Here is a 23,858-nt window from a genome sequence, read left to right on the forward strand (position 1 = left end):
TAGCCCGGATGCAATCCGGGGGCACAGCACCCACATAACCCCGGATTCCATCCGGGCTACCGGCTCAACCGATATTCGCTGCGCCAAGGAAAACTGATGCGTCGAGGGCTGCTGTCACTCATCCTCTGCCTACACCTCGGCGCAAAACCTGCTCGCTCCTACAAAGCATGACCATGGCTTTAACCAACGCCCCACAAGGGCAAACCCGATGATGCGGAGTACCCCAACGCAATGTTGTCGTTCATAGCCAGACGCCTGGGGCTGCTTATCCCCACCTTCTTCGGCGTCACCCTGCTGACCTTCGCCCTGATCCGCCTGATCCCCGGCGACCCGGTGGAAGTGATGATGGGCGAACGCCGGGTCGACCCCGAGATGCACGCCGAAGCCATGCACCGCCTCGGCCTGGACAAGCCCCTGCCGGCGCAGTACCTGGATTACATCAGCCAGCTGGCCCAGGGCGATCTGGGCCAGTCACTGCGCACCCGCGAAGGCGTGTGGGACGAGTTCCTCACCCTGTTCCCGGCGACCCTGGAGCTGTCCCTGGCCGCCCTGCTGTTCGCCGGCACGCTGGGCCTGATCGCCGGGGTGATCGCCGCGCTCAAGCGTGGCTCGCTGTTCGACCATGGGGTGATGGGCATTTCCCTGGCCGGCTACTCCATGCCGATCTTCTGGTGGGGCCTGCTGCTGATCATGTTCTTCTCCGTATACCTGGGCTGGACCCCGGTGTCCGGGCGCATCGACCTGCTCTACGACATCACCCCGGTCACCGGCTTCATGCTCATCGACACCCTGCTCAGCGACGAAGAAGGCGCCTTCGTCGATGCCCTCCAGCACCTGATCCTTCCCGCCATCGTACTCGGCACCATTCCCCTGGCGGTGATCGCGCGAATGACCCGCTCGGCGATGCTCGAAGTGCTGCGCGAGGACTACGTGCGCACCGCCCGCGCCAAGGGCCTGTCACCGGCGCGCGTAGTGTTCGTGCATGGCCTGCGTAATGCGCTGATCCCGGTACTCACGGTGTTCGGCCTGCAGGTCGGCGCCCTGCTCGCCGGCGCGGTGCTGACCGAGACCATCTTCTCCTGGCCGGGCATCGGCAAGTGGCTGATCGAGGCCATCGGCGCCCGCGACTACCCGGTGGTGCAGAACGGCATCCTGCTGATCGCCTGCCTGGTGATTTTGGTCAACTTCGTCGTGGACATCCTCTACGGCCTGGTTAACCCGCGCATTCGCCACCAACGTTAAGGAGGCCCGGACATGAGCCAACCCACCGCACTGCCCGGCGTCGACCAGGCCTTGCTTTACCCCTCGCCGCTGAAGGAATTCTGGCAAGCCTTCGCCCACAACAAGGGCGCCGTCGGCGGCCTGCTGTTCATGCTGCTGATCGTGTTCTGCGCGCTGTTCGCGCCCTGGGTCGCGCCGCATGATCCCAGCGAACAGTTCCGCGATTTCCTGCTGACCCCACCGGCGTGGCTGGAAGGCGGCCAGGCGCAATTCCTCCTCGGCACCGACGAACTGGGCCGCGACCTGCTCTCGCGGCTGATCCACGGCGCACGCCTATCACTGCTGATCGGCCTGGCCTCGGTGCTGCTATCACTGATCCCGGGCATACTCATGGGCCTGACAGCAGGCTTCTTCCCGCGCCTGCTCGGGCCCTCGATCATGCGCTTGATGGACGTGATGCTGGCCCTGCCCTCGCTGCTGCTGGCGGTAGCCATCGTCGCCATCCTCGGCCCTGGCCTGATCAACACGGTGATCGCCATCGCCGTGGTCTCGCTGCCGTCCTACGTACGCCTGACCCGCGCCGCGGTGATGGGCGAGCTGGGCCGCGACTACGTCACCGCCGCGCAATTGGCCGGCGCCGGCACCCTGCGCCTGATGTTCGTCACGGTGCTGCCCAACTGCATGGCGCCGCTGATCGTGCAGGCCACCCTGAGCTTCTCCTCGGCCATTCTCGATGCCGCTGCGCTGGGCTTTCTCGGCCTCGGCGTGCAACCGCCGACACCCGAGTGGGGCACCATGCTGGCCTCCGCCCGCGACTACATCGAGCGCGCCTGGTGGGTGGTCTCGCTGCCGGGCCTGACCATCCTGCTCAGCGTGCTGGCAATCAACCTGATGGGCGACGGGCTGCGCGATGCGCTCGACCCGAAACTGAAAAATGCGCAGTAAGGAGCCCGGCATGAGTCTGCTCGAGATCAACAACCTCAGCGTGCGCTTCGGCGATGCCAACGCCATCCCGGTGGTCGACGGTCTCGACCTCAGCGTGGACAAGGGCGAAGTGCTGGCCATCGTCGGCGAGTCCGGCTCCGGCAAGTCGGTGACCATGATGGCGCTGATGGGCCTGATCGACGCCCCCGGAATCGTCAGCGCCAGCAGCCTGACCTTCGATGGCCACGACATGCTCAGGCTCAAGGGCAAGCAGCGCCGGACTGTCGTCGGCAAGGACCTGGCGATGGTCTTCCAGGACCCGATGACCGCTCTCAACCCCAGCTACACGGTGGGCTTCCAGATCGAGGAAGTGTTGCGCCAGCACCTCGGTCTCAAGGGCAAGGCCGCTCGCGCCCGCGCCCTGCAGCTGCTGGAGCGGGTGGAGATTCCCGCTGCGGCCAGTCGCCTGGACGCCTACCCGCACCAGCTCTCCGGCGGCATGAGCCAGCGCGTGGCAATTGCCATGGCGATCGCCGCCGAACCCAAGTTGCTGATCGCCGACGAACCGACCACCGCGCTCGACGTGACCATCCAGGCGCAGATCATGGACCTGCTGCTCGACCTGCAGCGCGATGAAGGCATGGGCCTGGTGCTGATCACCCATGACCTGGCCGTGGTCGCCGAAACCGCCGACCGGGTCTGCGTGATGTACGCCGGCCAGGCCATGGAGATCGGCAGCGTGCCGACCCTGTTCGATGCGCCGACCCACCCCTATACCGAGGCGCTGCTCAAGGCGATCCCAGAGCACAGCCTGGGCGCCAGTCGCCTGGCCACCCTGCCGGGCATCGTGCCCGGCCGCTATGACCGCCCCGCCGGCTGCCTGCTGTCACCACGCTGCCCCTACGCCCAGCCGAACTGCAGCGCGCAACTCCCGGCCCTGGAGCCGCATGAGCGTGGCGCGGTGCGCTGCTTCTACCCCCTCAACCTGACTGCGGAGGTGGCCTGATGAGCATTGTACTGACGGCCCGCGACCTCACCCGCCACTACGAAATTTCCCACGGCCTGTTCAAGCCCGCCGCCCTGGTGCGCGCCCTGAATGGCGTGTCCTTCGATCTGGCCGCCGGCAAGACCCTGGCGGTGGTCGGCGAGTCTGGTTGCGGCAAGTCGACCCTGGCCCGCGCCCTGACCCTGATCGAGCAGCCCAGTTCCGGCTCCCTGCAGATCGCCGGGCAGGAGGTAACCGGCGCCGACAAGGCCCAGCGCCAGCAGCTGCGCCGCGACGTGCAGATGGTGTTTCAGAACCCCTACGCCTCGCTCAACCCGCGGCAGAAGATCGGCGACCAGTTGGCCGAACCGCTGCAGATCAATACCAAACTGAATCGGGCCGAGCGCCGCGAGCGGGTGCAAGCGATGATGCAGCAGGTCGGCCTGCGCCCCGAGCATTACCAGCGCTACCCGCACATGTTCTCCGGCGGCCAACGCCAGCGTATCGCCCTGGCCCGGGCGATGATGCTTAACCCCAAGGTGCTGGTGGCGGACGAGCCGACTTCGGCGCTGGACGTGTCGATCCAGGCCCAGGTGCTCAACCTGTTTATGGACTTACAAGAACAGTACGAGACCGGCTATGTGTTCATCTCGCACAACCTCTCGGTGGTGCGGCATGTCGCCGACGATGTGCTGGTGATGTACCTCGGCCGTCCGGTGGAGATGGGCCCCAGCACGGAGATCTATGCGCGGCCGCTGCACCCTTATACCCAGGCGCTGCTATCGGCCACGCCGACCATTCATCCGGCCCCGAGCAAGCCGAAGATCAAGATAGTCGGCGAGTTGCCCAACCCGCTCGATCCGCCGCCCGGCTGCGCCTTCCACCAGCGCTGCCCGCATGCCAGCGCGCGCTGCCAGCAGGAGGTACCACAACTGCGCCTGCTCGAAGCGAGGCAGGTGGCCTGCCACCACGCAGAAGTTATCAACAGCTGAGTCGTCGGGCCTGCCGGGCAGTCAACTACCCGGCCCGGCGCCAGGCTATTGCATGCGCTCGACCGGCAGGGCCTTGCCGTCTTGGACACGGGTGAGAAAGATCGCATCGGAACCCTGATGGTTGGTCGGCGAGAACTCGACCTTGAAGCCGCCGACGTCCGCGCGGAGGAACTCCAGGGCATTGATCAGGTTTGCCCGCGTCGGCTGGCTACCGGCCAGGCGCAGAGCCTCGACGAACACCGCCGCACCGACATAGCCCTCGAGCGAGGCATAGCCGACATCGGCGGGGGCGATGTCGGCCCGATAATCCCGCACTAGCGCCTGCGAGGCATCGTGTGGCGAGGGCATGACCTGACTGATATAGACCCCATCTGCATCGGTGCCCGCTGCGGCGATGAAGTCCTCGGTGCCGATAAATGACACCGTGAAAAAACGCGCCTTAATACCCAAAGCCTTGGCCTGCTTGATGGACGCAGCCAACTGTTTATAGGTACCGACAAAGAAAATGGCTTCGGGCTCCGCCTTGCGCAGGGACTCGACAGCCGCAGCAACCTCTAGGGAGTTGCGCTGGATGCGCGCCTCAGCCTGGACATGCAGGCCGCGCTTGAACAAGGCCCCGACCAGCCCGCTCTTGACCGTCTCACCGAAGGAGTCGTCCTGCATCAGCAGCGCGACGCTATTGATGCCTAGATCATCGGTCATGCGCTCGACCATCTCCTCGGTTTCGTCGAAATAGGAGGCGCGCACATTGAACACCCATTTGTGTACCGGCGCGCGCAACACCTCCGCACCGGTAAAGGGGAACAGGTAAGGAATCTCGGCCCGCAAGGCGATGGGCATGGCCGCTCTTGAAGTGGGGGTACCGACATAACCGAGCAGTGCAAAGACCTCGCCCGATTCGGTCAGCTCACGGGTCATGGCCGCCGTGCGCGCCGGCTCGTAGCCATCGTCCCGGCTAACCAGGACTATGCGCCGGCCATTGACCCCACCGGCCGCATTGACCCGAGTGAAATAGACTTCAGCGCCGGCCTTCATGCCAGAACCCAAGCCTGCAGCGGGACCGCTCAGGGCATTGACCATGCCCACCCGCACCGCTTGCGCACTGATGCCGGGCTCGGCCTGGACGGCAGCCACAGGCGAGAACCCCCAGATCATTGTGGTCAATAAGCAGAACAACGTGCGGAACGTCATCGAAACTCCATGATCGATTGCGTATGGACTCTCACTGCAGGTGCACAGCACCGCGATCCATTTCTTTATTGAAGCAGCTATGCGGACGTTGAGGTCGTCTGTTGGCAAAGCCTGACGCAAGCCAAACCGCCCGCCGGCTGCCCAGCATAGCCAGTCGCTCTGCCGGCCAATATCCCGATTTCTAAGGAGCCTACTTGGCACAAGCAATACCATAGTAACTGTGCGGATAATATCCGTGCCTCCTGCGACAAGACGCCAACCCACAGAGCAATCGAATTAATCGATAAAATATCCCCCTTGCAAACTCTCCAAATCCGCCCTGAAAAGCCAGATTAACGACCTGAAAGCCTTATGCAGAGCGGCCTCCGAGCACTATCACGCTGATCGATATCGACCATCGGCAGCATCAAGTTCTATATCGAATTCTTATCCGTAACATGGGCCCCGTACTCACCTTCCAGCCCGAAAACGGAGCCCCAACATGAAAAAGCAAATCCTCGCCGCCCTGTTCCTCTCCACCCTCAGCATCAGCGCTTTCAGCTTCGCTGCCGATGGTGCCGACCGCATTGCTGGCAACCGCATCGCCGCTGACGGCGCCGAGCGTACTGGCAGCAAGCACATCGCCGCTGACGGCGCGGACCGTGCTGGCAGCAACCGCATCGCCGCCGATGGTGCCGACCGTACTGCTGGCAACCACATCGCCGCCGACGGCACTGATCGTACTGGCAACAACCGCATCGCCGCCGATGGCGCCGAGCGTACTGGCAGCAACCGCATCGCTGCCGATGGCGCCGACCGCACTGGTGGCAACCGCATCGCCGCCGACGGTGCCGACCGCACTGGCAGCAACCGCATCGCCGCTGACGGCGCCGATCGTAATGCTGGCAACCGCATCGCCGCCGACGGTGCCGAGCACAGCGCAGTCGCTCGTATCAGCTGAGAACCGTACCTCCCCCGCAACCAGAGGCGGCAATCTAAGATGTCTGCATACCTCGACCGGCTGAAGGCGCCTTTTATGGCGCCTTCGCTTTTTTGCGCAGAATTCCCGCGGCCCGCCCTCATCGAGATGCCGGTGACCGCAAGCACTCAACGGCCAAAAAATCGGTAGAACTCGCGTAGCTCCGCCTGGGCATCACTGACACTCACCGGCGTGAAGCGCACGGTCTGCAGGGCCGGACTCTGGGCCAGGCGCCACAGATCCAGCGGATGCAGCCAGCCAAGAATGGGGTAGCCACCCATGGTCTGATGATCGGCCTGCAGGATGATCGGCTGACCATCCGGCGGTACCTGGATCGCCCCACGGTTCACCCCCAGCGACCATTGCCGGGACGGTGCCTGCAGCGGCTCGCCCTGCAGACGCATGCCCATGCGGTCGGATTGCGCGCTGAGCTGCCAACCCTGCTCGAAGAACGCCTGCAACTGCTCCTCGGCAAACTCCACGGCATCGCCGCCGGTAATAACCCGCAGCAATGGCGTACCCCGGTAATTTGGCTGATAGGGCCAGGGCACACTTGCCGCACCGGGCAAGTGCGCGGTCGCACAGGGCAGCAGATCGCCGACCCGCAGCTTGCCGCCCTGCCCATCCAGGCCGCCGAGGCCTTCGCGGCTCTGCGCGCTGACACTGCCCAGCACCGCCGGCGCCTGAAAACCACCGGCCACCGCCAGGTAGGCGCGCTGACCACTGCGGGCAAAACCCAGACGCAGGCATTGCCCGGCACGCAGCGGGAACCGCGACCAGCCTGGCAGTGGCTGACCCTCGACGCTGGCCGGCAGGTCCGCGCCGGTCAGCGCCAGCCAGGTGTCCACCTCGCTGCGCAACTGCACATCGCCGAGGGCGATCTCCAGCAGCGGTGTGCCCCAGGGATTGCCCAGCAGGTGATTGGCCCAAGCCGCAGCATGCCCATCCAGCGCGCCGCTCGGCGACACCCCGAGGTGCTGCCAGCCGCGCCTTCCGGCGTCCTGCAACAGGCTGAGCGGCCCGGGTTTGAGCACGCGCAGGCCATTCATGAGCGGCCGCCCGCCGCGCGAAAGGCCGCCTCGTCGATGGGCAGGAAACGCACCCTGTCACCGAGCAACAGCGGGCACGGCGGGGTGCGCCGGACATCGAAAAACGCCCACGGACACAGGCCGAGCAGGTGCCAGCCGCCTGGCGAAGCCTGCGGATAGACGGCCGTCTGCCGTTCGGCGATAGCCAGGCTGCCCGCCGGTACATGGAGGCGCGGTGTAGCCCGGCGCGGCAGCGCCAGGCGCTCGTGCAGCTCGCCAAGGTAGGCAAACCCGGGGGCAAAACCGATGGCACCGACCCGGTACTCGGTGCTGCTGTGCAGCTCGATCACCTGCGCCACGCTCAGACTGCAGGCCGCAGCGACCTCTGGCAGGTCGGCCCCGGCATACCAGACAGGGATTTCATGCAGGCGGCCCGGCTGCACGCTCAGCGGTTCGGCCAGCCAGCGCTCCAGCAGAGGAGTGAGCCGGGCGGCGAGGTCCAGGTGATCGGTGCGGCACAGATCGTAGTGCAGCAGTAGGCTGGTCCAGCCCGGCACCAGGTCGGTCAGCAGCTCGCCCAGCTCGGCACGAATCGCCTCGGCAAGCATTGCCAGACGCTGCGGCAACTGTGCGTCCGGCCGATCGGCCAGCACCAGCAACAGCGCTTCGGCACCGGCCGGTTCGAGGCGGATCATGCGGCGTCCAGCTGCGCTCGCAAACGCCGCAATACGGCTAGCGACTCGGCGTTGTCGCCATGTACACAGAGGCTGTCGGCGCGCAACTGCAACGGCCGGCCATCGATATCGGCGAATGGCTCGCCACGGGCAATGGCCAGGGCCTGCTGGAGAATGCGCTCGGCATCCTGATGCACCGCACCGGCCAGGCGCCGTGGCGCCAATTGACCATCGGCCAGATAGGCGCGGTCGGCGAAGGCCTCGAAATGCAGTGGTACATCGGCGGCAGCAGCCAGCTCCAGTTCACGACGGTTGTCGGCCAGGGCCAGCACCATCAACGGCAGGCCCTTGCGATAGCGGGCACAGGCTTCCAGCACGGCGGCGAACAGGGCGTCGTCGCGCACCAGGTCGTTGTACAGCGCACCATGCGGCTTGACGTAGGCGACCTGAGCGCCTGCCGCGCGGCAGAAGGCATCCAGCGCACCAAGCTGATACAGCACCAGCGCCGTGACCTCCTCTGCCGAGCAGCTGAGATGACGACGGCCGAAGCCTTGCAGATCGGGATAGGACGGGTGGGCGCCGATGCTCACGCCGTGGCGCACGGCCAGGGCCACGCTGCGCTGCATGATCAGCGGGTCGCCGGCATGGAAGCCGCAGGCCAGGCTGGCCTGGTCGATCAGCGGCATAGCGTGCTCGTCGTCGCCCATACGCCAGACGCCGAAGCTTTCGCCCATGTCGCAGTTGAGGAGGATTTTTCTGTTCATGCAGGGGTTATGGCCAAAAAAACGCAGGCGTGCAACCGCAGAGTACGTCCGGCTGACTCCTACAACTGCAGGCAAACAAAAGCCCGCGCGGGGCGGGCTTTGTTCTTCGCACCTGGCTTTACAGGTAGAAGGACTTCAGCGGCGGGAAGCCATTGAACTCAACCGCACTGTAGCTGGTGGTGTAGGCACCGGTGGACAGCCAGTACAAGCGGTCACCAATGGCAAGGTTCAGCGGCAGACCATACTTGTAGTTCTCATACATGATGTCGGCGCTGTCGCAGGTCGGGCCGGCGATCACCACTTCCTCCATCTCACCTTTCTTTTCGGTGTAGATGGGGAACTTGATCGACTCGTCCATGGTTTCGATCAGGCCGCTGAACTTGCCCACATCGACATATACCCAGCGCTCCACGGCGGTACGCGATTTACGCGCGACCAGCACCACTTCGCTGACCAGGATGCCGGCGTTGGCGATCAACGAACGGCCAGGCTCCAGGATGATTTCCGGCAGGTCGTCGCCGAAGTCTTCCTTGAGGAAGCGGATGATTTCCTCGGCGTAGGTTTCCAGGCTGTTGGTACGGGTGATGTAGTTGGCCGGGAAGCCACCGCCCATGTTGATCAGCTTGAGCTCGATGCCGTCTTCTTCTTTCAGGCGCTCGAAGATCACCTTGACCTTGGCAATCGCGGCGTCCCATACCGAGATGTCGCGCTGCTGCGAGCCAACGTGGAAGGACAGACCGTAAGGCACCAGACCCAGGTCACGGGCAAGGATCAGCAGGTCCATGGCCATGTCGGTCTGGCAGCCGAACTTGCGCGACAGCGGCCAGTCAGCCGTGGTCGAGCCTTCGGTGAGGATGCGCACATAGACTTTCGCGCCCGGTGCGGCCTTGGCGATGTTGCGCAGGTCGGCTTCCGAGTCGGTGGCAAACAGACGTACGCCCTTCTCGTAGAAGTAGCGAATGTCCTTGGATTTCTTGATGGTGTTGCCGTAGCTGATGCGATCCGGACCGACACCGGTGGCCAGCACCTTGTCCAGCTCGTAGATCGAGGCGATGTCGAAGCTCGAACCCTTGTCGCGCAGCAGCTCGATGATCTCGGTAGCAGGGTTGGCCTTGACCGCGTAGTACACCTTGGCGAATTCAAAGCCGGCGCGCAGGTCGTCATAGGCTTGGGCAATGATCGCGGTATCGATCACCACGAACGGGGTTTCTTGCTTGTCGGCGAACGCCTTCATCTTCTGGAAGGTTTCGCGCGGGTAGTAGTCTTCGACCTTGATCGACATGCAGGGACTCCAAATGGGTAAAGCACAGGTAATAGTGCTAACGAGGGATTGCTCCTGTGACAGAGCTGCGAACGCCTAATCCGTTTCCCCACTTTGGTTCGCCTACTTCCCAAGGCATGTCGCCGATGATTACCCCTACGGGCAACCTCTCGTCGTCAGTACTTGAGCCGGATGGATCGTTTCCAGCATGAGCGTTCGGGCGCGAACTTTAGGACCATGGGGGCCTGAGATCAATCAAAAATTGCCGCTGTTTTGCACCCAGTTGTCGCCTGCCTGATTGACTGTTTTTAATCCGCAACAAAACGTCCGGAATGCTGCACAAAACAGGCTGCCAGACCGCATGCCACCGGGAGTGGAGGCATCAGCATCGACCTCTAATCTGACAGACAGAAGACAGGCCCTGCGGTTCCCGCCAGCAGCGCAGCAACGCAGGGAGGAGCAGTGTCAGTGGCGCACCTTGGGACCGCCGGCCACAGCGTCGGACTACCGGGCCTGATTGCGCTGACGTTTCCCGCTATAATCGCGCGCTTTTCCGGGCGCCCGGCCAAGGCCACGCACCCGCAACCGTTTCCAGCCAGGCACGCATCCATGACCACCCAGGCCATCGAAGTCGGCAAACGCCGCACATTCGCGATCATTTCCCACCCCGACGCCGGTAAGACCACCATTACCGAGAAGCTGCTGCTGATGGGCAAGGCGATTGCCGTGGCCGGTACGGTGAAGTCGCGCAAGTCCGACCGCCATGCGACGTCCGACTGGATGGAAATGGAGAAGCAGCGCGGTATCTCCATCACCACCTCGGTGATGCAGTTCCCCTACCGCGAGCACATGATCAACCTGCTCGACACCCCCGGCCACGAAGACTTCTCGGAAGACACCTACCGTACTCTGACTGCGGTGGACAGCGCGCTGATGGTGCTCGACGGCGGCAAGGGCGTTGAGCCACGTACCATTGCCCTGATGGACGTGTGTCGCCTGCGTGACACCCCCATCGTCAGCTTCATCAACAAGCTCGACCGCGACATCCGCGACCCGATCGAACTGCTCGACGAGATTGAGGCGGTACTGAAGATCAAGGCCGCCCCCATCACCTGGCCGATCGGTTGCTACCGCGACTTCAAGGGCGTGTACCACCTGGCTGGCGACTACATCATCGTCTACACCCCGGGCCACGGCCACGAGCGCACCGAAACCAAGATCATCCAGCACCTCGACTCGGACGAAGCCCGCGCCCACCTGGGTGACGAGTACGAGCGTTTCCTCGAGCAGTTGGAACTGGTGCAGGGCGCCTGCCACGAGTTCGACCAGGACGAGTTCATGAACGGCCAGCTGACCCCGGTATTCTTCGGCACCGCCCTGGGCAACTTCGGCGTCGACCATGTGCTCGACGCGGTGGTCGACTGGGCACCGAAGCCGCTGGCGCGTGTAGCCAACGAGCGCACCGTGCAGCCGACCGAGGAAAAGTTCAGCGGTTTTGTGTTCAAGATCCAGGCGAACATGGACCCCAAGCACCGCGACCGCATCGCCTTCATGCGCATCTGCTCCGGCAAATACAGCCAGGGCATGAAGATGCGCCACGTGCGCCTGGGCAAGGATGTGCGCGTCGGCGACGCCCTGACCTTCTTCTCCAGCGAGCGTGAGATGCTGGTCGAGGCCTATGCCGGCGACATCATCGGCCTGCACAACCACGGCACCATCCAGATCGGCGACACCTTCACGGAAGGCGAGGCCCTGGGCTTCACCGGCATCCCGCACTTCGCCCCGGAACTGTTCCGCCGCGTGCGCCTGAAAGACCCGCTGAAATCCAAGCAGCTGCGCCAGGGCCTGCAGCAGCTGGCCGAGGAAGGCGCGACCCAGGTGTTCTTCCCCGAGCGCAGCAACGACATCATCCTCGGCGCCGTCGGCGTACTGCAGTTCGACGTGGTCGCCAGCCGCCTGAAGGAGGAATACAAGGTCGAGTGCTCCTACGAGCCTATCACCGTCTGGTCAGCGCGCTGGATCGACTGCAGCGACAAGAAGAAGCTCGAGGAATTCTCCAACAAGGCGGTGGAAAACCTCGCCCTGGATGGCGGCGGCCACCTCACCTACCTGGCACCGACCCGGGTCAACCTGGCGCTGATGGAAGAGCGCTGGCCAGACGTGAAATTCCGCGCCACCCGCGAGCACCACTAAGCCCTGATCTACAGGGATACGTTGGCACGTCGCGTCAGTGACTGATCATCCACGGCCGGCCGGCCGGTTTGCCTTTCATGGCATGCGGGTTGGCCTTGGTCGGCGCCAGCGGCTTGTTCGGGGTGCAGCAGCCGCAGCCCTTGGGGTGCTTGCGCGTCTGTTTGTATTCGTCGAGCGTCTGTGGCGCGTTGGCGCTGCGCTCGTTGGCCGCGATGGCGCGGCGCTGGCTGCCGGGCATGGTCGCCAGACCCGGTGCTGAAAGAATCACCCGGCCACTCAGCGTGCCGCAGGATGGGCAATCGCAGGGCTGGTCGCGCTCGGCCATCGGCCGCAAGCGGGTGAAATCGCCACAGTCGGCACAGTCGTATTCGTAGATTGGCATAACGGACTCCTGGGCAGCGGCTCGGCGGCACGTGGCCGCCAAGCTGGTAGTGCGGTGTGACTGGTTCCGAGTGTTCGCCACCCGGGCCGGAATGAACGCCGTCCAAAGCCCCATCCCCGCCCGGGTAGGGAACTCACTTATCCGGCGCAATCGGCAGGTCGATGCTGCCGTCGAGGTGCTTGATCGGGCCGGAGGCATTGGGGTTAATGTCGAAGTCGAAGATATCGGTCGGCAGCCACAGCGTGGCGCAGGCGTTGGGCACGTCGACGATGCCGCTGATATGCCCCTGCACCGGCGCCGACCCGAGCAGCGCATAACCCTGGGCCGGCGAGTAACCGAACTTGGTCAGGTAGTTGATGGCGTTCAGGCAGGCCTGCTTGTAGGCGATGTTGACGTCGAGATAGTGCTGCTTGCCGGCCTCATCCACCGAAATGCCTTCGAAGATCAGGTAGTTGTTGTAGTGCGGGGTGATCGGACTCGGCTTGAACACCGGGTTCTTGATCCCGTACTTGGCCATGCCGCCCTTGATCAGCTCGACCTTCATGTGCACCCAGCCGGCCATTTCGATGGCGCCGCAGAAGGTGATTTCGCCGTCGCCCTGGCTGAAGTGCAGGTCACCCACCGAGAGGCCGGCGCCGGCGACGTAGACCGGGAAGAATATCTTCGAGCCGCGCGACAGGTCCTTGATGTCGCAGTTGCCGCCATGCTCGCGCGGTGGCACGGTGCGCGCACCGGTCAGCGCAGCCAGGTCGCGGGCCTCGCCCTTCATCTTGCCCATGTGCGCAGTCGGCGCCATCGGCGGATTGGCCAGGGCCGGTACGCGGTGCGGGTCGCTGTCGATCAGTTCCTGCTCGCGCTTGTTCCAGTCGGCGAGCATCTTGTGATCCGGCAGGCAGCCGATCAGGCCAGGGTGAATCAGGCCGGCGAAGTTCACCCCCGGAATGTGCCGGCTGCTGGTGAACATGCCCTTGAAGTCCCAGATGGCTTTCTGCGCCATGGGAAAGTGGTCGGTGAGAAAACCACCACCGTTCTGCCGCGAGAAGAAGCCGTTGAAGCCCCACTGCGAATCGGCCATGGCGCCGATATCGAGCAGGTCGACCACCAGCAGGTCACCCGGCTCGGCACCGTGCACGCCGACCGGGCCGGAGAGGTAATGCACGGTGGAAAGATCCACGTCGCGCACATCGCTGGCGTCGTCGTTGTTCTTGATCGCGCCGGCGGTCCAGTCGTAGGTTTCGAGGATGAAATCGTCACCCGGCTTGACCCAGCAGGCCATCGGAATATCCGGGTGCCAGCGGTTGTGGATCTGCTCGTTCTCGGTGGCGGGCTGGTTGAGGTCGACCTTGATCAGCGTTTCGGTCATGACAAAGCTCCTAGGACCATGGATGGGGGCTTGGGGGCTTGGCGCCTTGGCGCCGGGGTACGGAGCTAGTCTTGAACGGGCGGAGAAATCGGCAAATACGTCGGATGACGTATGCGGCAAAGTCAGGCACAGCAAGCCTTGCGGGCATTTATCGCAGACACGGAAAAACGGCCGGCGCATGCAGAACACGCCAGCCGTAAAACGCGAAACCGACCCTCTCCCCCAGCCTCTCTCCCATAAATGGGAGAGGGGGTGCAAAGCGCACTCAGACATGCCCCTCACAACCGAGCAGTCCCCTCTCCCTCTTGCGGGAGAGGGTTAGGGAGAGGGAGAAACACTCACACCGACAGGTAGCGACTGATGGTCGCCTCATCGACCTTGTCGCGGGTTTCCTCGACCACGAACTTGCCCTTCTCGATCACCAGGAAACGGTCGGCGATTTCCAGGGTGAAGGACAGCACCTGCTCGGAGACCACGATGGTCAGATCGCGCAAGTTGCGGATCTCCTTCAGGGTGCGGGCGATGTCCTTGATGATCGAGGGCTGAATGCCCTCGGTTGGCTCATCAAGCAGCAGCACCTTGGGGTTGGTAGCCAGCGCACGGGCAATCGCCAACTGTTGCTGCTGGCCGCCAGAGAGGTTGCCGCCCTTGCGCGAGCGCATGTCAAACAGCACCGGGAACAACGCATAGAGGTCTTCCGGCACCTTACCCTTGGCGGAGGCCGGCAAGCCGGTCTGGATGTTCTCCAGCACGCTCATGCTGGGGAAGATCATCCGCCCCTGGGGTACGTAGGCGATGCCGCTCTCGACCCGCTGGTGGGTTTCCAGTTTGGAGATGTCGCGACCATCCACACTGATCTGCCCGCCCCATTGCGGCAGCACACCCATCAGACTCTTGAACAGGGTGGTCTTGCCCATGCCGTTGCGCCCCATCACCGCAACGATTTCGCGCTTGGCCACGTTGAGGTTGAGGTCATGGAGGATCTGGCTCTGGCCGTAACCGGAAGCGAGGTTGCTGATCTGGAACATGGATTACTCCTTGTACGGCGAAAAATGAACCTGTAGGAGCCAGCTTGCTGGCGATCAACGCTCTATCCGTCTGCTGATCGCCAGCAAGCTGGCTCCTACGCAAAGCATCGGGCACACGTACCCTCAATGCCCCAGGTACACCTCGATGACTTTCGGGTTGCTCTGCACCGCCTCCATGCTGCCTTCGGCCAGCACCTTGCCTTGGTGCAGCACGGTGACCTTGTGCGCGATGCTTTTGACGAACTCCATGTCGTGCTCGATCACCAGCACCGAGCGGCCCTGGCTGATGCGTTTGAGCAGCTCGGCGGTCTGCAGGCGTTCATTGACGCTCATGCCCGCCACCGGTTCGTCGAGCATCAGCAGCGCCGGGTCCTGCATCAGCAACATGCCGATCTCCAGCCACTGTTTCTGCCCGTGCGAAAGCAGGTCGGCCTGCATATACAGCTGCTCGGCCAGGAGGATTTCCGCGGCCACCTCCTCGACCCGCGCAACCACCTCGGCCGTGCGTTTGAAGAACAGTGCGCCGAACACCTTGCGGCCCTTGGGGTAGGACATTTCCAGGTTCTCGAACACCGTGAGGTTTTCGTAGATCGACGGGTTCTGGAACTTGCGCCCGACGCCGGCGCGGACGATGTCGAACTCGCGCATCTTGGTCAGCTCGCGGTTCTCGAACTGGATGCTGCCGGCGGTGGCTTTGGTCTTGCCGCAGATCAGGTCCAGTACCGTGGTCTTGCCGGCGCCATTGGGGCCGATCACCACCCGTACTTCGTTGCGGTCGATATACAGGTTGAGGTCGTCCACCGCCTTGAAACCATCGAACGACACGCTCAGGCCCTCGATGGCCAGCACCGGTTTGGGCATCTGAAATCCGCTTGGCTGGCTCATGGGGTGGTCTCCAGTTCACGGGGTTGGCTAGTGGCCGCCGGGGTTTCCGCTGTCGGGGCGGGAGCCTTGCTTGGCGCGGGTTTGCGGCTGAGCTTGCCCAGCCATTTGCGTCCGTGGCTTTCCCACAGCCCGGCCAGGCCGTTGGGGAAGTACATGACCACGGCGATAAACAGCCCGCCCATCAGGTACAGCCACAGCTCGGGGAAGGTTTCGGAAAAGTAGGTCTTGCCGTAGTTGACCAGCAGGGCGCCATACACCGCGCCGAGCAACGACATGCGCCCGCCGACGGCGGCAAAGATCACCATCTCGATCGACGGCACGATGCCGACGAAGCTCGGCGACATGAAGCCCACCTGCAAGGCGAACATCGCCCCGCCGATGGCGGAAAACGCGGCGGCTACGCAGAACACGAAGATCTTGAAGCTGGCCACGTCGTAGCCGGAGAAGCGCACCCGCTCTTCTTTGTCGCGCATGGCCATCAGCAGGCGGCCGAGCTTGGAGGCGAGGATGAAGCGGCCGATCAGGATGCAGCCGAACAGCAGAAAGGCATTGATGAAGTAGAGGATCATCTTCGAGCTGTCGTCGCGGATATCCCAGCCCATCAGGGTTTTCAGGTCGGTGATGCCGTTGACCCCGCCGGTCAGGCCCTGCTGGCCGATGATCAGTACGGTGAGAATCAGCGCAATCGCCTGGGTGACGATGGAGAAGTACACGTCACCGACACGGCGTTTGAACATCGCCACACCGATCACCAGCGCCAGGATCACCGGCACCGCGATCACCGCCAGCAGGGTGAAGCCGAAGCTGTGGAACGGCTGCCAAAGTAGCGGCAGTTCGGTGATCTGGTTCCAGTCCATGAAATCCGGAATGCCGGGGGTGGACTGGATCTTGGTGCTTTCCGGGTCGCTGGCTTCGAGCTTGAGGAACATCGCCATGCAGTAGCCGCCGAGGCCGAAGAACACGCCCTGGCCAAGGCTGAGAATGCCGCCGTAGCCCCAGCAGAGCACCAGGCCAACGGCGACGAAGGCGTAGGTCAGGTACTTGCCGACCATGTTTAGGCGAAAGGCATCCAGCGCCAGCGGGAACACCACCAGGATCAATGTGGCCAGCACCGCCAGGCCAATCGCGCCCTGCTTGCCGCCGAGAAACTTATCGAGTGTCGGGTTCATAGGACGGCTCCTTACTTGCGCACCTTGATGGAGAACAGCCCCTGCGGGCGCATCATCAGAATCAGGATCACCGCAGACAGGGTGAACACCTTGGCCATCGAACCGCTCATGAAGAACTCCATCAGCGACTGCGCCTGGGCGATGCTAAAAGCCGAGGCGATGGTGCCGAGCAGGCTCGACGCGCCGCCGAAGACCACCACCAGAAAGGTGTCGACGATGTACAGGGATCCGGCGGTCGGGCCGGTCGAGCCGATGGTGGTAAAGGCCGCGCCCGCCACCCCAGCCACGCCGCAGCCGAGGGCAAAGGTCATGCGGTCGACCTTCTTGGTATTGATCCCCACGGCCCGGCTCATCACCCGGTTCTGCACCGTGGCACGCACCTGCAAGCCCCAGCGCGAGCGGTAGAGCATGAGGAAGATCATGCCGGTGATCAGCACCGTCAGACCCATGACGAACAGGCCGTTGCGCGGGATGTCGATGGCCTCGGTGGGGTTCCACGAGCCCATCAGCCACTCGGGCAGGGTGGCGCTGACTTCGCGGGCGCCGAAGATCGAGCGGAAGGCCTGCTGCATCACCAGCGACAGGCCCCAGGTGGCCAGCAGGGTATCCAGCGGGCGCTGGTAGAGCTTGCTGATCATCGCCCACTCCACCAACCAGCCAATCGCGCCGGCGATAAAAAACGACAGCACGATGGCGAGAAAAAAGTAGTACGGGCCGAAGAACGGCGCGTATTGCTCGGTCAGCACCGAAACCACAAAAGTGGTGTAGGCGCCGATGGTGAGAAACTCACCGTGGGCCATGTTGATCACGCCCATCTGGCCGAAGATGATCGCCAGCCCCAGGGCCATCAGCAGCAGCACGCAGAACACGGACAAACCGTTGAAGCCCTGCATGGCCGCGATGGCACCAAATTCCGATAGCCATTCCATGATGATGGTCCCCAGAAGAGAAGAGAAAATCCCGTAGGAGCCGGCGTGCCGGCGATCCATTCATCGCCAGCACGCTGGCTCCTACAGGTGGTCGACAGCGCTTACTGGTAGCCCTTGGGGAAAGGATTCGGTTCGATCAGGTCGGACTCGTAAACCACCTTGAACTGGCCGTCAGCCTGCACCTGGCCGATGCGGGTCTTGCTCCACAGGTGATGGTTGTCATGCACCTTGACGTAGCCTTCCGGCGCGGTGGTCAGCTCGATGCCAGGGGAGGCAGCAGCGACCTTGTCGACATCGAAGCTGCCGGCTTTCTCGACGGCGGCTTTCCACAGCCAGGGGCCGAGGTAGGCGGCCTGGGTCACGTCACCGATCACTGCATCCTTGCCGTACTTGGCCTTGAAGGCTTCAACGAAGGCGGTGTTGTTCGGGTTGTCGAGGCTCTGGAAGTACTTCATGGAGGCGTAGAAACCTTCCATGTTCTCGCCGCCAATGCCCAGCAGCTCATCCTCGGTCACCGACAGGGTCAGCAGGTTCTGCTTGGCGCTGGTCACGCCGGCGGCTTTCATCTGCTTGTAGAAAGCCACGTTGGAGCCACCGACCACGGCGGTGAAGACCACGTCAGGCTTCTTCAGCTTGACCTTGTTGATCAGCGAGCCGAACTGGGTGTTGCCCAGCGGGTAGTACTCCTCGCCCACCACCTTGCCGCCGAGCACGTTTTCGATGTGCTTGCGCGCGATCTTCATCGAGGTGCGCGGCCAGATGTAGTCCGAGCCAATCAGGTAGAAGGTCTTGGCGCCCTTCTCTTTGGCGATCCAGTCGAGGCCGGCGAGGATCTGCTGGGTGGCTTCCTGGCCGGTGTAGATGACGTTCTTCGACTGCTCCAGGCCCTCATAGAAGGTCGGGTAGTAGAGCAGGCCGTTTTCCTTCTCGAACACCGGCAGCACCGCTTTGCGTGAGGCCGAAGTCCAGCAGCCGAACACGGCGGCGACCTTGTCGCCAACCAGCAGCTTCTTGGCTTTTTCCGCGAAGGTTGGCCAGTCGGAGGCGCCGTCTTCCTGGATGATCTTGATCTGCCGGCCGAGGATGCCGCCGCTGGCGTTGATCTGCTCGATGGACAGGCGCTCGGCCTGGATCGAACCGGTTTCGGAAATGGCCATGGTGCCGGTGGCCGAGTGCAGCTGACCGACAGTGACTTCGGTGTCAGTGATGGCCAGACCGGTGGTGTTGACCTCGGCCGCCACGGCCATCTGGCCGAACACGGTGGCCGCCAGCAGCGAGAGTGCCGCAGCACCCAACGCTAGCCGACGAGGGAGAAAGCGAGTCGGTGAATCCATGGTCATGCTCCTCTGGGTGGTTTTCCTCCCTGGCAGGCCCTGCGGCTGTCAGTTCGGGTCGCCACCAGCATGCGTTTGCCATCGACGCGGGCGGTATACGCAGGTTGACGTAACGGCATACGTTATCTGACGTACTGCCCAACGCCCCAAGCTGGTGCAAGCTCGCGCCCGCAATCCACCTACCCGCGCTTACCGTAGGAGCCAGCGTGCTGGCGATCCGCATGGCATCTGGCCGCGTGATCGCCAGCCAGCTGGCTCCTACGGTCGGGGCATGGATGTTGCAGATTCAAACAAGCGTATTAACGTCGTTCCAGGAGCGTCCTTCGTGCAACCAACCGGCACCCAGCGCATCGTCAAGATCCGCCGCGACTACAACAGCTGGGTCGCCGACGAGACCATGGAAGACTACGCCCTGCGTTTCACGCCCAAGTCGTTTCGCAAGTGGTCGGAGCTGCGCATCGCCAACACCGCCCTGAGCGCGGTGTCGTTTCTCGCCCTGGAGGCCATCGGCGGCGCCCTGGCGCTGAGCTACGGCTTTACCAACACCCTGTGGGCCATCCTCGCGGTGAGCCTGGTGATCTTCCTCACCGGCCTGCCGATCAGCTACTACGCCGCGCGCTATGGCGTGGACATGGACCTGCTGACCCGTGGCGCCGGTTTCGGCTATATCGGCTCGACCATCACCTCGCTGATCTACGCCAGCTTCACCTTCCTGTTCTTCGCCCTTGAGGCGGCGATCATGGCCCTGGCTCTGGAGTTGTACTTCAACATCCCGCTGGCGCTGGCCTATGTCATCTGTTCGGTGATCGTCATCCCCCTGGTGGCCTACGGCATCACCCTGATCAACCGACTGCAGATGTGGAGCCAGCCGCTGTGGCTGTTCCTGCTGTTTTTGCCCTACGTCTTCGTCATCGCCAAGAACCCCGAGGCGTTCAGCGACTGGACCAGCTTCGCCGGGCGTGAGGGCGATGGTGGCGCCTTCAACCTGCTGCACTTTGGCGCGGCCTGTACCGTGGCCTTGGCACTGGTCACGCAGATTGGCGAACAGGTCGACTACCTGCGCTTTTTGCCGGAAAAAACCCGGCGCAATCGCACCCGCTGGTGGGCCTCCCTGCTGATGGCCGGGCCGGGCTGGATCATCCCCGGTGCGCTGAAAATGCTCGCCGGGGCCTTCCTGGCCTTTCTCGCCCTGCAGCATGAAATCCCTATGGAGCGCGCCGCCGAGCCGACGCAGATGTATCTGGTGGCGTTCAACTATGTGTTCAGCTCGCCGGAGTGGGCGCTGGCGGCCATGGTGCTGTTCGTCATCGTCAGCCAGGTGAAGATCAACCTGACCAACGCCTACGCCGGCTCGCTGGCCTGGTCGAACTTCTTTGCCCGCGTCACCCACAGCCATCCGGGGCGCGTGGTGTGGCTGGTGTTCAACGTGGCCATAGCCCTGATCCTGATGGAGCTAGGGGTGTTCCAGGCGATTGAGGAAGTGCTCGGCCTGTATGCCAATATCGCCATCGCCTGGATTGGCGCGGTGGTCGCCGACCTGGTGATCAACAAGCCGCTGGGGCTGTCGCCCAAGCACATCGAATTCAAACGCGCGCACCTTTACGACATCAACCCGGTGGGGGTGGGCGCCATGCTGATCGCCTCACTGCTCTCGGTGCTGGCCCACGGCGGCTTGTTCGGCGCCTTTGCCCAGGCCGCCTCGCCGATCGTTGCGCTGGGTTCGGCACTGCTGCTGGCGCCGCTGATTGCCTGGCTGACCAACGGCCGCTACTACCTGGCGCGCAGCAGCGACCCGCTGTCGCTCTACCCGCTCGGCGTGACCACCACCGCGCAGTGCGGCCTGTGCAGCAATGCCTTCGAGAGTGAAGATATGGCCTTCTGCCCGGCCTACAGCACGCCCATTTGTTCGCTGTGCTGCTCGCTCGATGCGCGCTGTGGCGATGCCTGCAAACCCCGGGCACGGCTGTCCGAGCAGCTCGACGACTTTATCCACTGGCTGTTTCCGCAGGTCTCGATCCCGCGCCTGCACAGCCGCCTGGCCCAGTATCTGGGTCTGCTGACGGTGCTGGTACTGCTGCTGTTCGTCGCCTTGGCGCTGATTTATAGCCAGGTGTCCCAGGGGCTGGTGGCGCAATCGCCGCAGGCGCAGGACACCCTCTACCTGGCCTTCCTCAAAGCCTTTATGACGCTCTCGCTGTTTGCTGCGATTCTCGCCTGGTGGGTAGTGCTGACCCGCGAAAGTCGCCGCGTGGCCCAGGAAGAGTCGGACCGCCAGACGCAACTGCTGATGCAGGAAATCGAGGCGCACCGCAAAACCGACGAGGCCCTGCAGAAAGCCAAGGAAGCCAGCGAAGCCGCCAACGCGGCCAAGAGTCGCTATGTCACCGGCCTGTCCCACGAGCTGCGCACGCCGCTCAACAGCATCCTCGGCTACACGCAGATTCTGCAGCGCGACGCCGGCATGCCGGGGCAGCATCAGGACGCCCTGGCCACCATCTTTCGCAGCAGCTCGCACCTGCTGTCGCTGATTGACGGGCTGCTCGATGTAGCCAAGATCGAGGCCGGCAAGCTCAACCTGGAGCTGACGGAAATCCCCTTCCCCGAATTTATCCACCAGCTCGAACGCATGTTCACTCCGCAGGCCGAGGAAAAAGGCCTGCGCTTTCGCCTGGAAACCAGCGGACGTATGCCGGCAGTGGTACGTGGTGACGAGAAACGCGTGCGGCAGACTCTGATCAACCTGCTCGGCAACGCCGTGCGCTTTACCGACAGCGGCGAAGTCTGTCTGCGCGTCAGCTACCTGCGCGAAACCGCCAGCTTCGAGATCATCGACACCGGCATCGGCATCGAGCCGGAGCAGATCGAGCGGATCTTCCAGCCGTTCGAGCGCGGCGACCTGATGCGCCAGGACAACGGCGTCGGCCTCGGCCTGACCATCACCCGCATGCTCACCTCCTTGATGGGCGGTGAACTGTCGGTCAAAAGCGTGCCGGACCAGGGCACCAGCTTCCAGGTGCGGCTGTTCCTCTCCGAGGTGCGCGTGCCGCAGGCCGTGGTGCATGTGGAGCACGACATCATCGGTTATCAGGGCCCGCGCCGGCTGATCCTGGTGGTGGATGACCATATCGAACATCGCCGCGTATTGGCCGGCATGCTCGAACCGCTGGGTTTCAACATCGCCCAGGCCGCCAGCGGTCAGGAGGCGATTCGTCAGGCTGCCTTGCTGCACCCCGATCTGATCCTGATGGATCTGTCGATGCCGCAGATGGATGGCTGGGAAACCAGCCGGCTGATTCGCCGCAACGCCCAGAGTCAGGCGCCGATCATCGTGATCTCCGCCAACGCCTTTGCCGATGACCGCGAGCGCAGCGTAAGCGCCGACTGCAACGACTACCTGGCCAAGCCGGTGCACACCCCGGAACTGCTCGAACGCATCCAGAAGCAACTGGATTTGCACTGGCTGCGGCGCACCGCGCCACTGGCTGCCCCGACCCCTGCGGCCCTGGTACTGCCCAGCGCCAGTGATCTGGATGCACTGCGCGAGCTAGGGGCCATGGGGTACATCCGCGGCATTCAGGAGAAACTCGACGCCATTGATCGGCTGACACCCGCCAGCAGCAGCTTCACCGCGCCTCTGCGGGCTCTGGTGAAAAGCTACCGCCTGGACGAATTCAACCGCCAACTCAAGGAGGCCGAGCATGAACGTGCTGACCAGTCCATCTGAGAAAACCTCCAGCGCAGCCGAGCGCGGGGTGATCCTGATTGTCGACGACACCCCGGACAACCTGGCCCTGCTTTCCGATGCCCTCGATGAAGTGGGCTATATGGTGCTGGTGGCGCTGGATGGCCTGAGCGCGCTGAGCCGCATCCAGCGTCGGCGGCCGGACCTGATTCTGCTCGACGCGATGATGCCGGGGCTGGACGGCTTCGAGACCTGCCAACGAATCAAGGCCGATGCCGCCACTGCCGATATTCCGGTGCTGTTCATGACTGCATTGACCGACAGCGAACACGTGGTCAAAGGCTTCGAGGCCGGCGGCATCGACTACGTGACCAAGCCGATCAACACCGAGGAAGTCCTCGCCCGCGTGGCCTCGCACCTGCGTACCGCGCGCATCCTGCAAACGGCGCGCGCCGCCAGCCAGGTGCAGCCGCTAACACTCAACGATGAGCCGGCCTACGCCACGCTCTCCGCGCGTTTTCAGCTCACCGAGCGCGAAGTGGAAGTGCTGCGCTGGGTGGCCTGCGGCAAGACCAACCGCGACATCGGGGACATCCTCGGCCTCAGCCCGCGCACGGTGAACAAACACCTGGAGCACGTGTACGTGAAGCTAGGCGTGGAAACCCGCACCGCCGCCACCTCGGTCGCGCTATCGGCCATGACCGAGCGAGCGTGAAGGTCCGCACCTGTAGGAGCCAGCTTGCTGGCGATCCAGGCCCGTGGAGGCTGCCAGATCGCCAGCAAGCTGGCTCCTACAAGAACATCAATCCGGCTCCTGCGCCGGCATACCGACCCTCCGTCCCGACGCACAGCACCCGCCAAACCAATGTGACCAGACGGTCACCTAGCCGCGTCA

Annotated in this window: 20 protein-coding genes; 8 read left to right on the top strand and 12 right to left on the bottom strand. The window is 63.6% G+C overall.

Annotated features, from left to right (window positions below):
* The first annotated feature begins 231 nt into the window (after positions 1-231).
* The 4 genes from H3H45_RS13800 to H3H45_RS13815 are packed head-to-tail and all read left to right on the top strand — an operon-like array spanning position 232 to position 4,122.
* The gene (locus H3H45_RS13800) at positions 232-1,242 is read left to right on the top strand and encodes an ABC transporter permease subunit (protein ID WP_182834312.1); all 1,011 of its coding nucleotides are present in this window, start codon (positions 232-234) and stop codon (positions 1,240-1,242) included.
* Positions 1,243-1,254: 12 nt separating this feature from the next.
* Positions 1,255-2,166 carry an ABC transporter permease subunit gene (locus tag H3H45_RS13805; RefSeq protein WP_182834313.1) on the top strand — a complete coding sequence of 304 codons (912 nt, stop codon included), beginning with the start codon at positions 1,255-1,257 and terminating at the stop codon, positions 2,164-2,166.
* Positions 2,167-2,176: 10 nt separating this feature from the next.
* A complete protein-coding gene (locus tag H3H45_RS13810) occupies positions 2,177-3,151 on the top strand; it encodes an ABC transporter ATP-binding protein (protein WP_182834314.1) in 975 nt (324 codons plus the stop codon).
* Complete coding sequence (locus H3H45_RS13815) at positions 3,151-4,122, top strand: peptide ABC transporter ATP-binding protein (protein WP_182834315.1); 972 nt, start codon at positions 3,151-3,153, stop codon at positions 4,120-4,122. Before H3H45_RS13810 ends, H3H45_RS13815 begins: the two co-directional genes overlap by 1 nt.
* 45 nt (positions 4,123-4,167) lie before the next feature.
* Here H3H45_RS13815 and H3H45_RS13820 read toward each other — a convergent pair whose 3' ends face one another.
* Positions 4,168-5,256 carry an ABC transporter substrate-binding protein gene (locus H3H45_RS13820; protein WP_182834316.1) on the bottom strand — a complete coding sequence of 363 codons (1,089 nt, stop codon included), beginning with the start codon at positions 5,254-5,256 and terminating at the stop codon, positions 4,168-4,170.
* A 538-nt stretch (positions 5,257-5,794) separates the two neighbouring features.
* Here H3H45_RS13820 and H3H45_RS13825 point away from each other — a divergent pair.
* A complete protein-coding gene (locus H3H45_RS13825; protein ID WP_182834317.1) occupies positions 5,795-6,253 on the top strand; it encodes a phage infection protein in 459 nt (152 codons plus the stop codon).
* Positions 6,254-6,399: 146 nt separating this feature from the next.
* On the opposite strand, the gene H3H45_RS13830 is transcribed toward H3H45_RS13825, so the two are convergent.
* The 4 genes from H3H45_RS13830 to H3H45_RS13845 all read right to left on the bottom strand — a co-directional run bounded on the left by H3H45_RS13830 (position 6,400) and on the right by H3H45_RS13845 (position 10,019).
* Positions 6,400-7,320, bottom strand: coding sequence for a 5-oxoprolinase subunit C family protein (locus tag H3H45_RS13830; RefSeq protein ID WP_182834318.1), 921 nt, complete (start codon positions 7,318-7,320; stop codon positions 6,400-6,402).
* Positions 7,317-7,994, bottom strand: a complete 678-nt coding sequence (pxpB, locus tag H3H45_RS13835) for a 5-oxoprolinase subunit PxpB (protein ID WP_182834319.1) — start codon at positions 7,992-7,994, stop codon at positions 7,317-7,319. The genes H3H45_RS13830 and pxpB overlap by 4 nt, the downstream gene beginning before the upstream one ends.
* A complete protein-coding gene (locus tag H3H45_RS13840) occupies positions 7,991-8,737 on the bottom strand; it encodes a 5-oxoprolinase subunit PxpA (protein WP_182834320.1) in 747 nt (248 codons plus the stop codon). The genes pxpB and H3H45_RS13840 overlap by 4 nt, the downstream gene beginning before the upstream one ends.
* A 118-nt stretch (positions 8,738-8,855) precedes the next feature.
* On the bottom strand, positions 8,856-10,019 hold the full coding sequence (locus H3H45_RS13845; protein ID WP_182834321.1) for a type III PLP-dependent enzyme: 1,164 nt from the start codon (positions 10,017-10,019) through the stop codon (positions 8,856-8,858).
* A gap of 588 nt (positions 10,020-10,607) precedes the next feature.
* Between H3H45_RS13845 and H3H45_RS13850 the strand changes: the two genes are divergently transcribed.
* Positions 10,608-12,191, top strand: a complete 1,584-nt coding sequence (locus tag H3H45_RS13850; protein WP_182834322.1) for a peptide chain release factor 3 — start codon at positions 10,608-10,610, stop codon at positions 12,189-12,191.
* 34 nt (positions 12,192-12,225) lie between these two features.
* On the opposite strand, the gene H3H45_RS13855 is transcribed toward H3H45_RS13850, so the two are convergent.
* The 7 genes from H3H45_RS13855 to urtA all read right to left on the bottom strand — a co-directional run bounded on the left by H3H45_RS13855 (position 12,226) and on the right by urtA (position 19,281).
* Positions 12,226-12,573 carry an FmdB family zinc ribbon protein gene (locus tag H3H45_RS13855; RefSeq protein ID WP_182834323.1) on the bottom strand — a complete coding sequence of 116 codons (348 nt, stop codon included), beginning with the start codon at positions 12,571-12,573 and terminating at the stop codon, positions 12,226-12,228.
* A gap of 133 nt (positions 12,574-12,706) precedes the next feature.
* Positions 12,707-13,936: a formamidase gene (fmdA, locus tag H3H45_RS13860; protein ID WP_182834324.1), complete on the bottom strand. Its 1,230-nt coding sequence runs from the start codon at positions 13,934-13,936 to the stop codon at positions 12,707-12,709.
* 338 nt (positions 13,937-14,274) lie between these two features.
* Positions 14,275-14,964, bottom strand: a complete 690-nt coding sequence (urtE, locus tag H3H45_RS13865) for an urea ABC transporter ATP-binding subunit UrtE (protein WP_182834325.1) — start codon at positions 14,962-14,964, stop codon at positions 14,275-14,277.
* 123 nt (positions 14,965-15,087) lie between these two features.
* A complete protein-coding gene (gene urtD, locus H3H45_RS13870) occupies positions 15,088-15,849 on the bottom strand; it encodes an urea ABC transporter ATP-binding protein UrtD (RefSeq protein ID WP_182834326.1) in 762 nt (253 codons plus the stop codon).
* Positions 15,846-17,018, bottom strand: a complete 1,173-nt coding sequence (gene urtC / locus H3H45_RS13875) for an urea ABC transporter permease subunit UrtC (protein WP_182834327.1) — start codon at positions 17,016-17,018, stop codon at positions 15,846-15,848. Before urtC ends, urtD begins: the two co-directional genes overlap by 4 nt.
* Before the next feature lie 11 nt (positions 17,019-17,029).
* The gene (gene urtB / locus H3H45_RS13880) at positions 17,030-17,947 is read right to left on the bottom strand and encodes an urea ABC transporter permease subunit UrtB (protein ID WP_182834328.1); all 918 of its coding nucleotides are present in this window, start codon (positions 17,945-17,947) and stop codon (positions 17,030-17,032) included.
* Positions 17,948-18,048: 101 nt separating this feature from the next.
* On the bottom strand, positions 18,049-19,281 hold the full coding sequence (gene urtA, locus H3H45_RS13885; protein WP_182834329.1) for an urea ABC transporter substrate-binding protein: 1,233 nt from the start codon (positions 19,279-19,281) through the stop codon (positions 18,049-18,051).
* A 325-nt stretch (positions 19,282-19,606) separates the two neighbouring features.
* Between urtA and H3H45_RS13890 the strand changes: the two genes are divergently transcribed.
* Positions 19,607-23,005 (top strand): response regulator, encoded by a 3,399-nt coding sequence (locus H3H45_RS13890; RefSeq protein ID WP_182834330.1) that lies wholly within the window; start codon positions 19,607-19,609, stop codon positions 23,003-23,005.
* Entirely contained in the window at positions 22,980-23,678 is a 699-nt protein-coding gene (locus H3H45_RS13895; RefSeq protein WP_182834331.1) for a response regulator, read from the top strand. The genes H3H45_RS13890 and H3H45_RS13895 overlap by 26 nt, the downstream gene beginning before the upstream one ends.
* The last annotated feature ends 180 nt before the right edge of the window (positions 23,679-23,858 follow it).

Origin of the sequence: Aquipseudomonas guryensis (assembly GCF_014164785.1) — a bacterium.
In the GTDB taxonomy this organism is placed as follows: domain Bacteria; phylum Pseudomonadota; class Gammaproteobacteria; order Pseudomonadales; family Pseudomonadaceae; genus Aquipseudomonas; species Aquipseudomonas guryensis.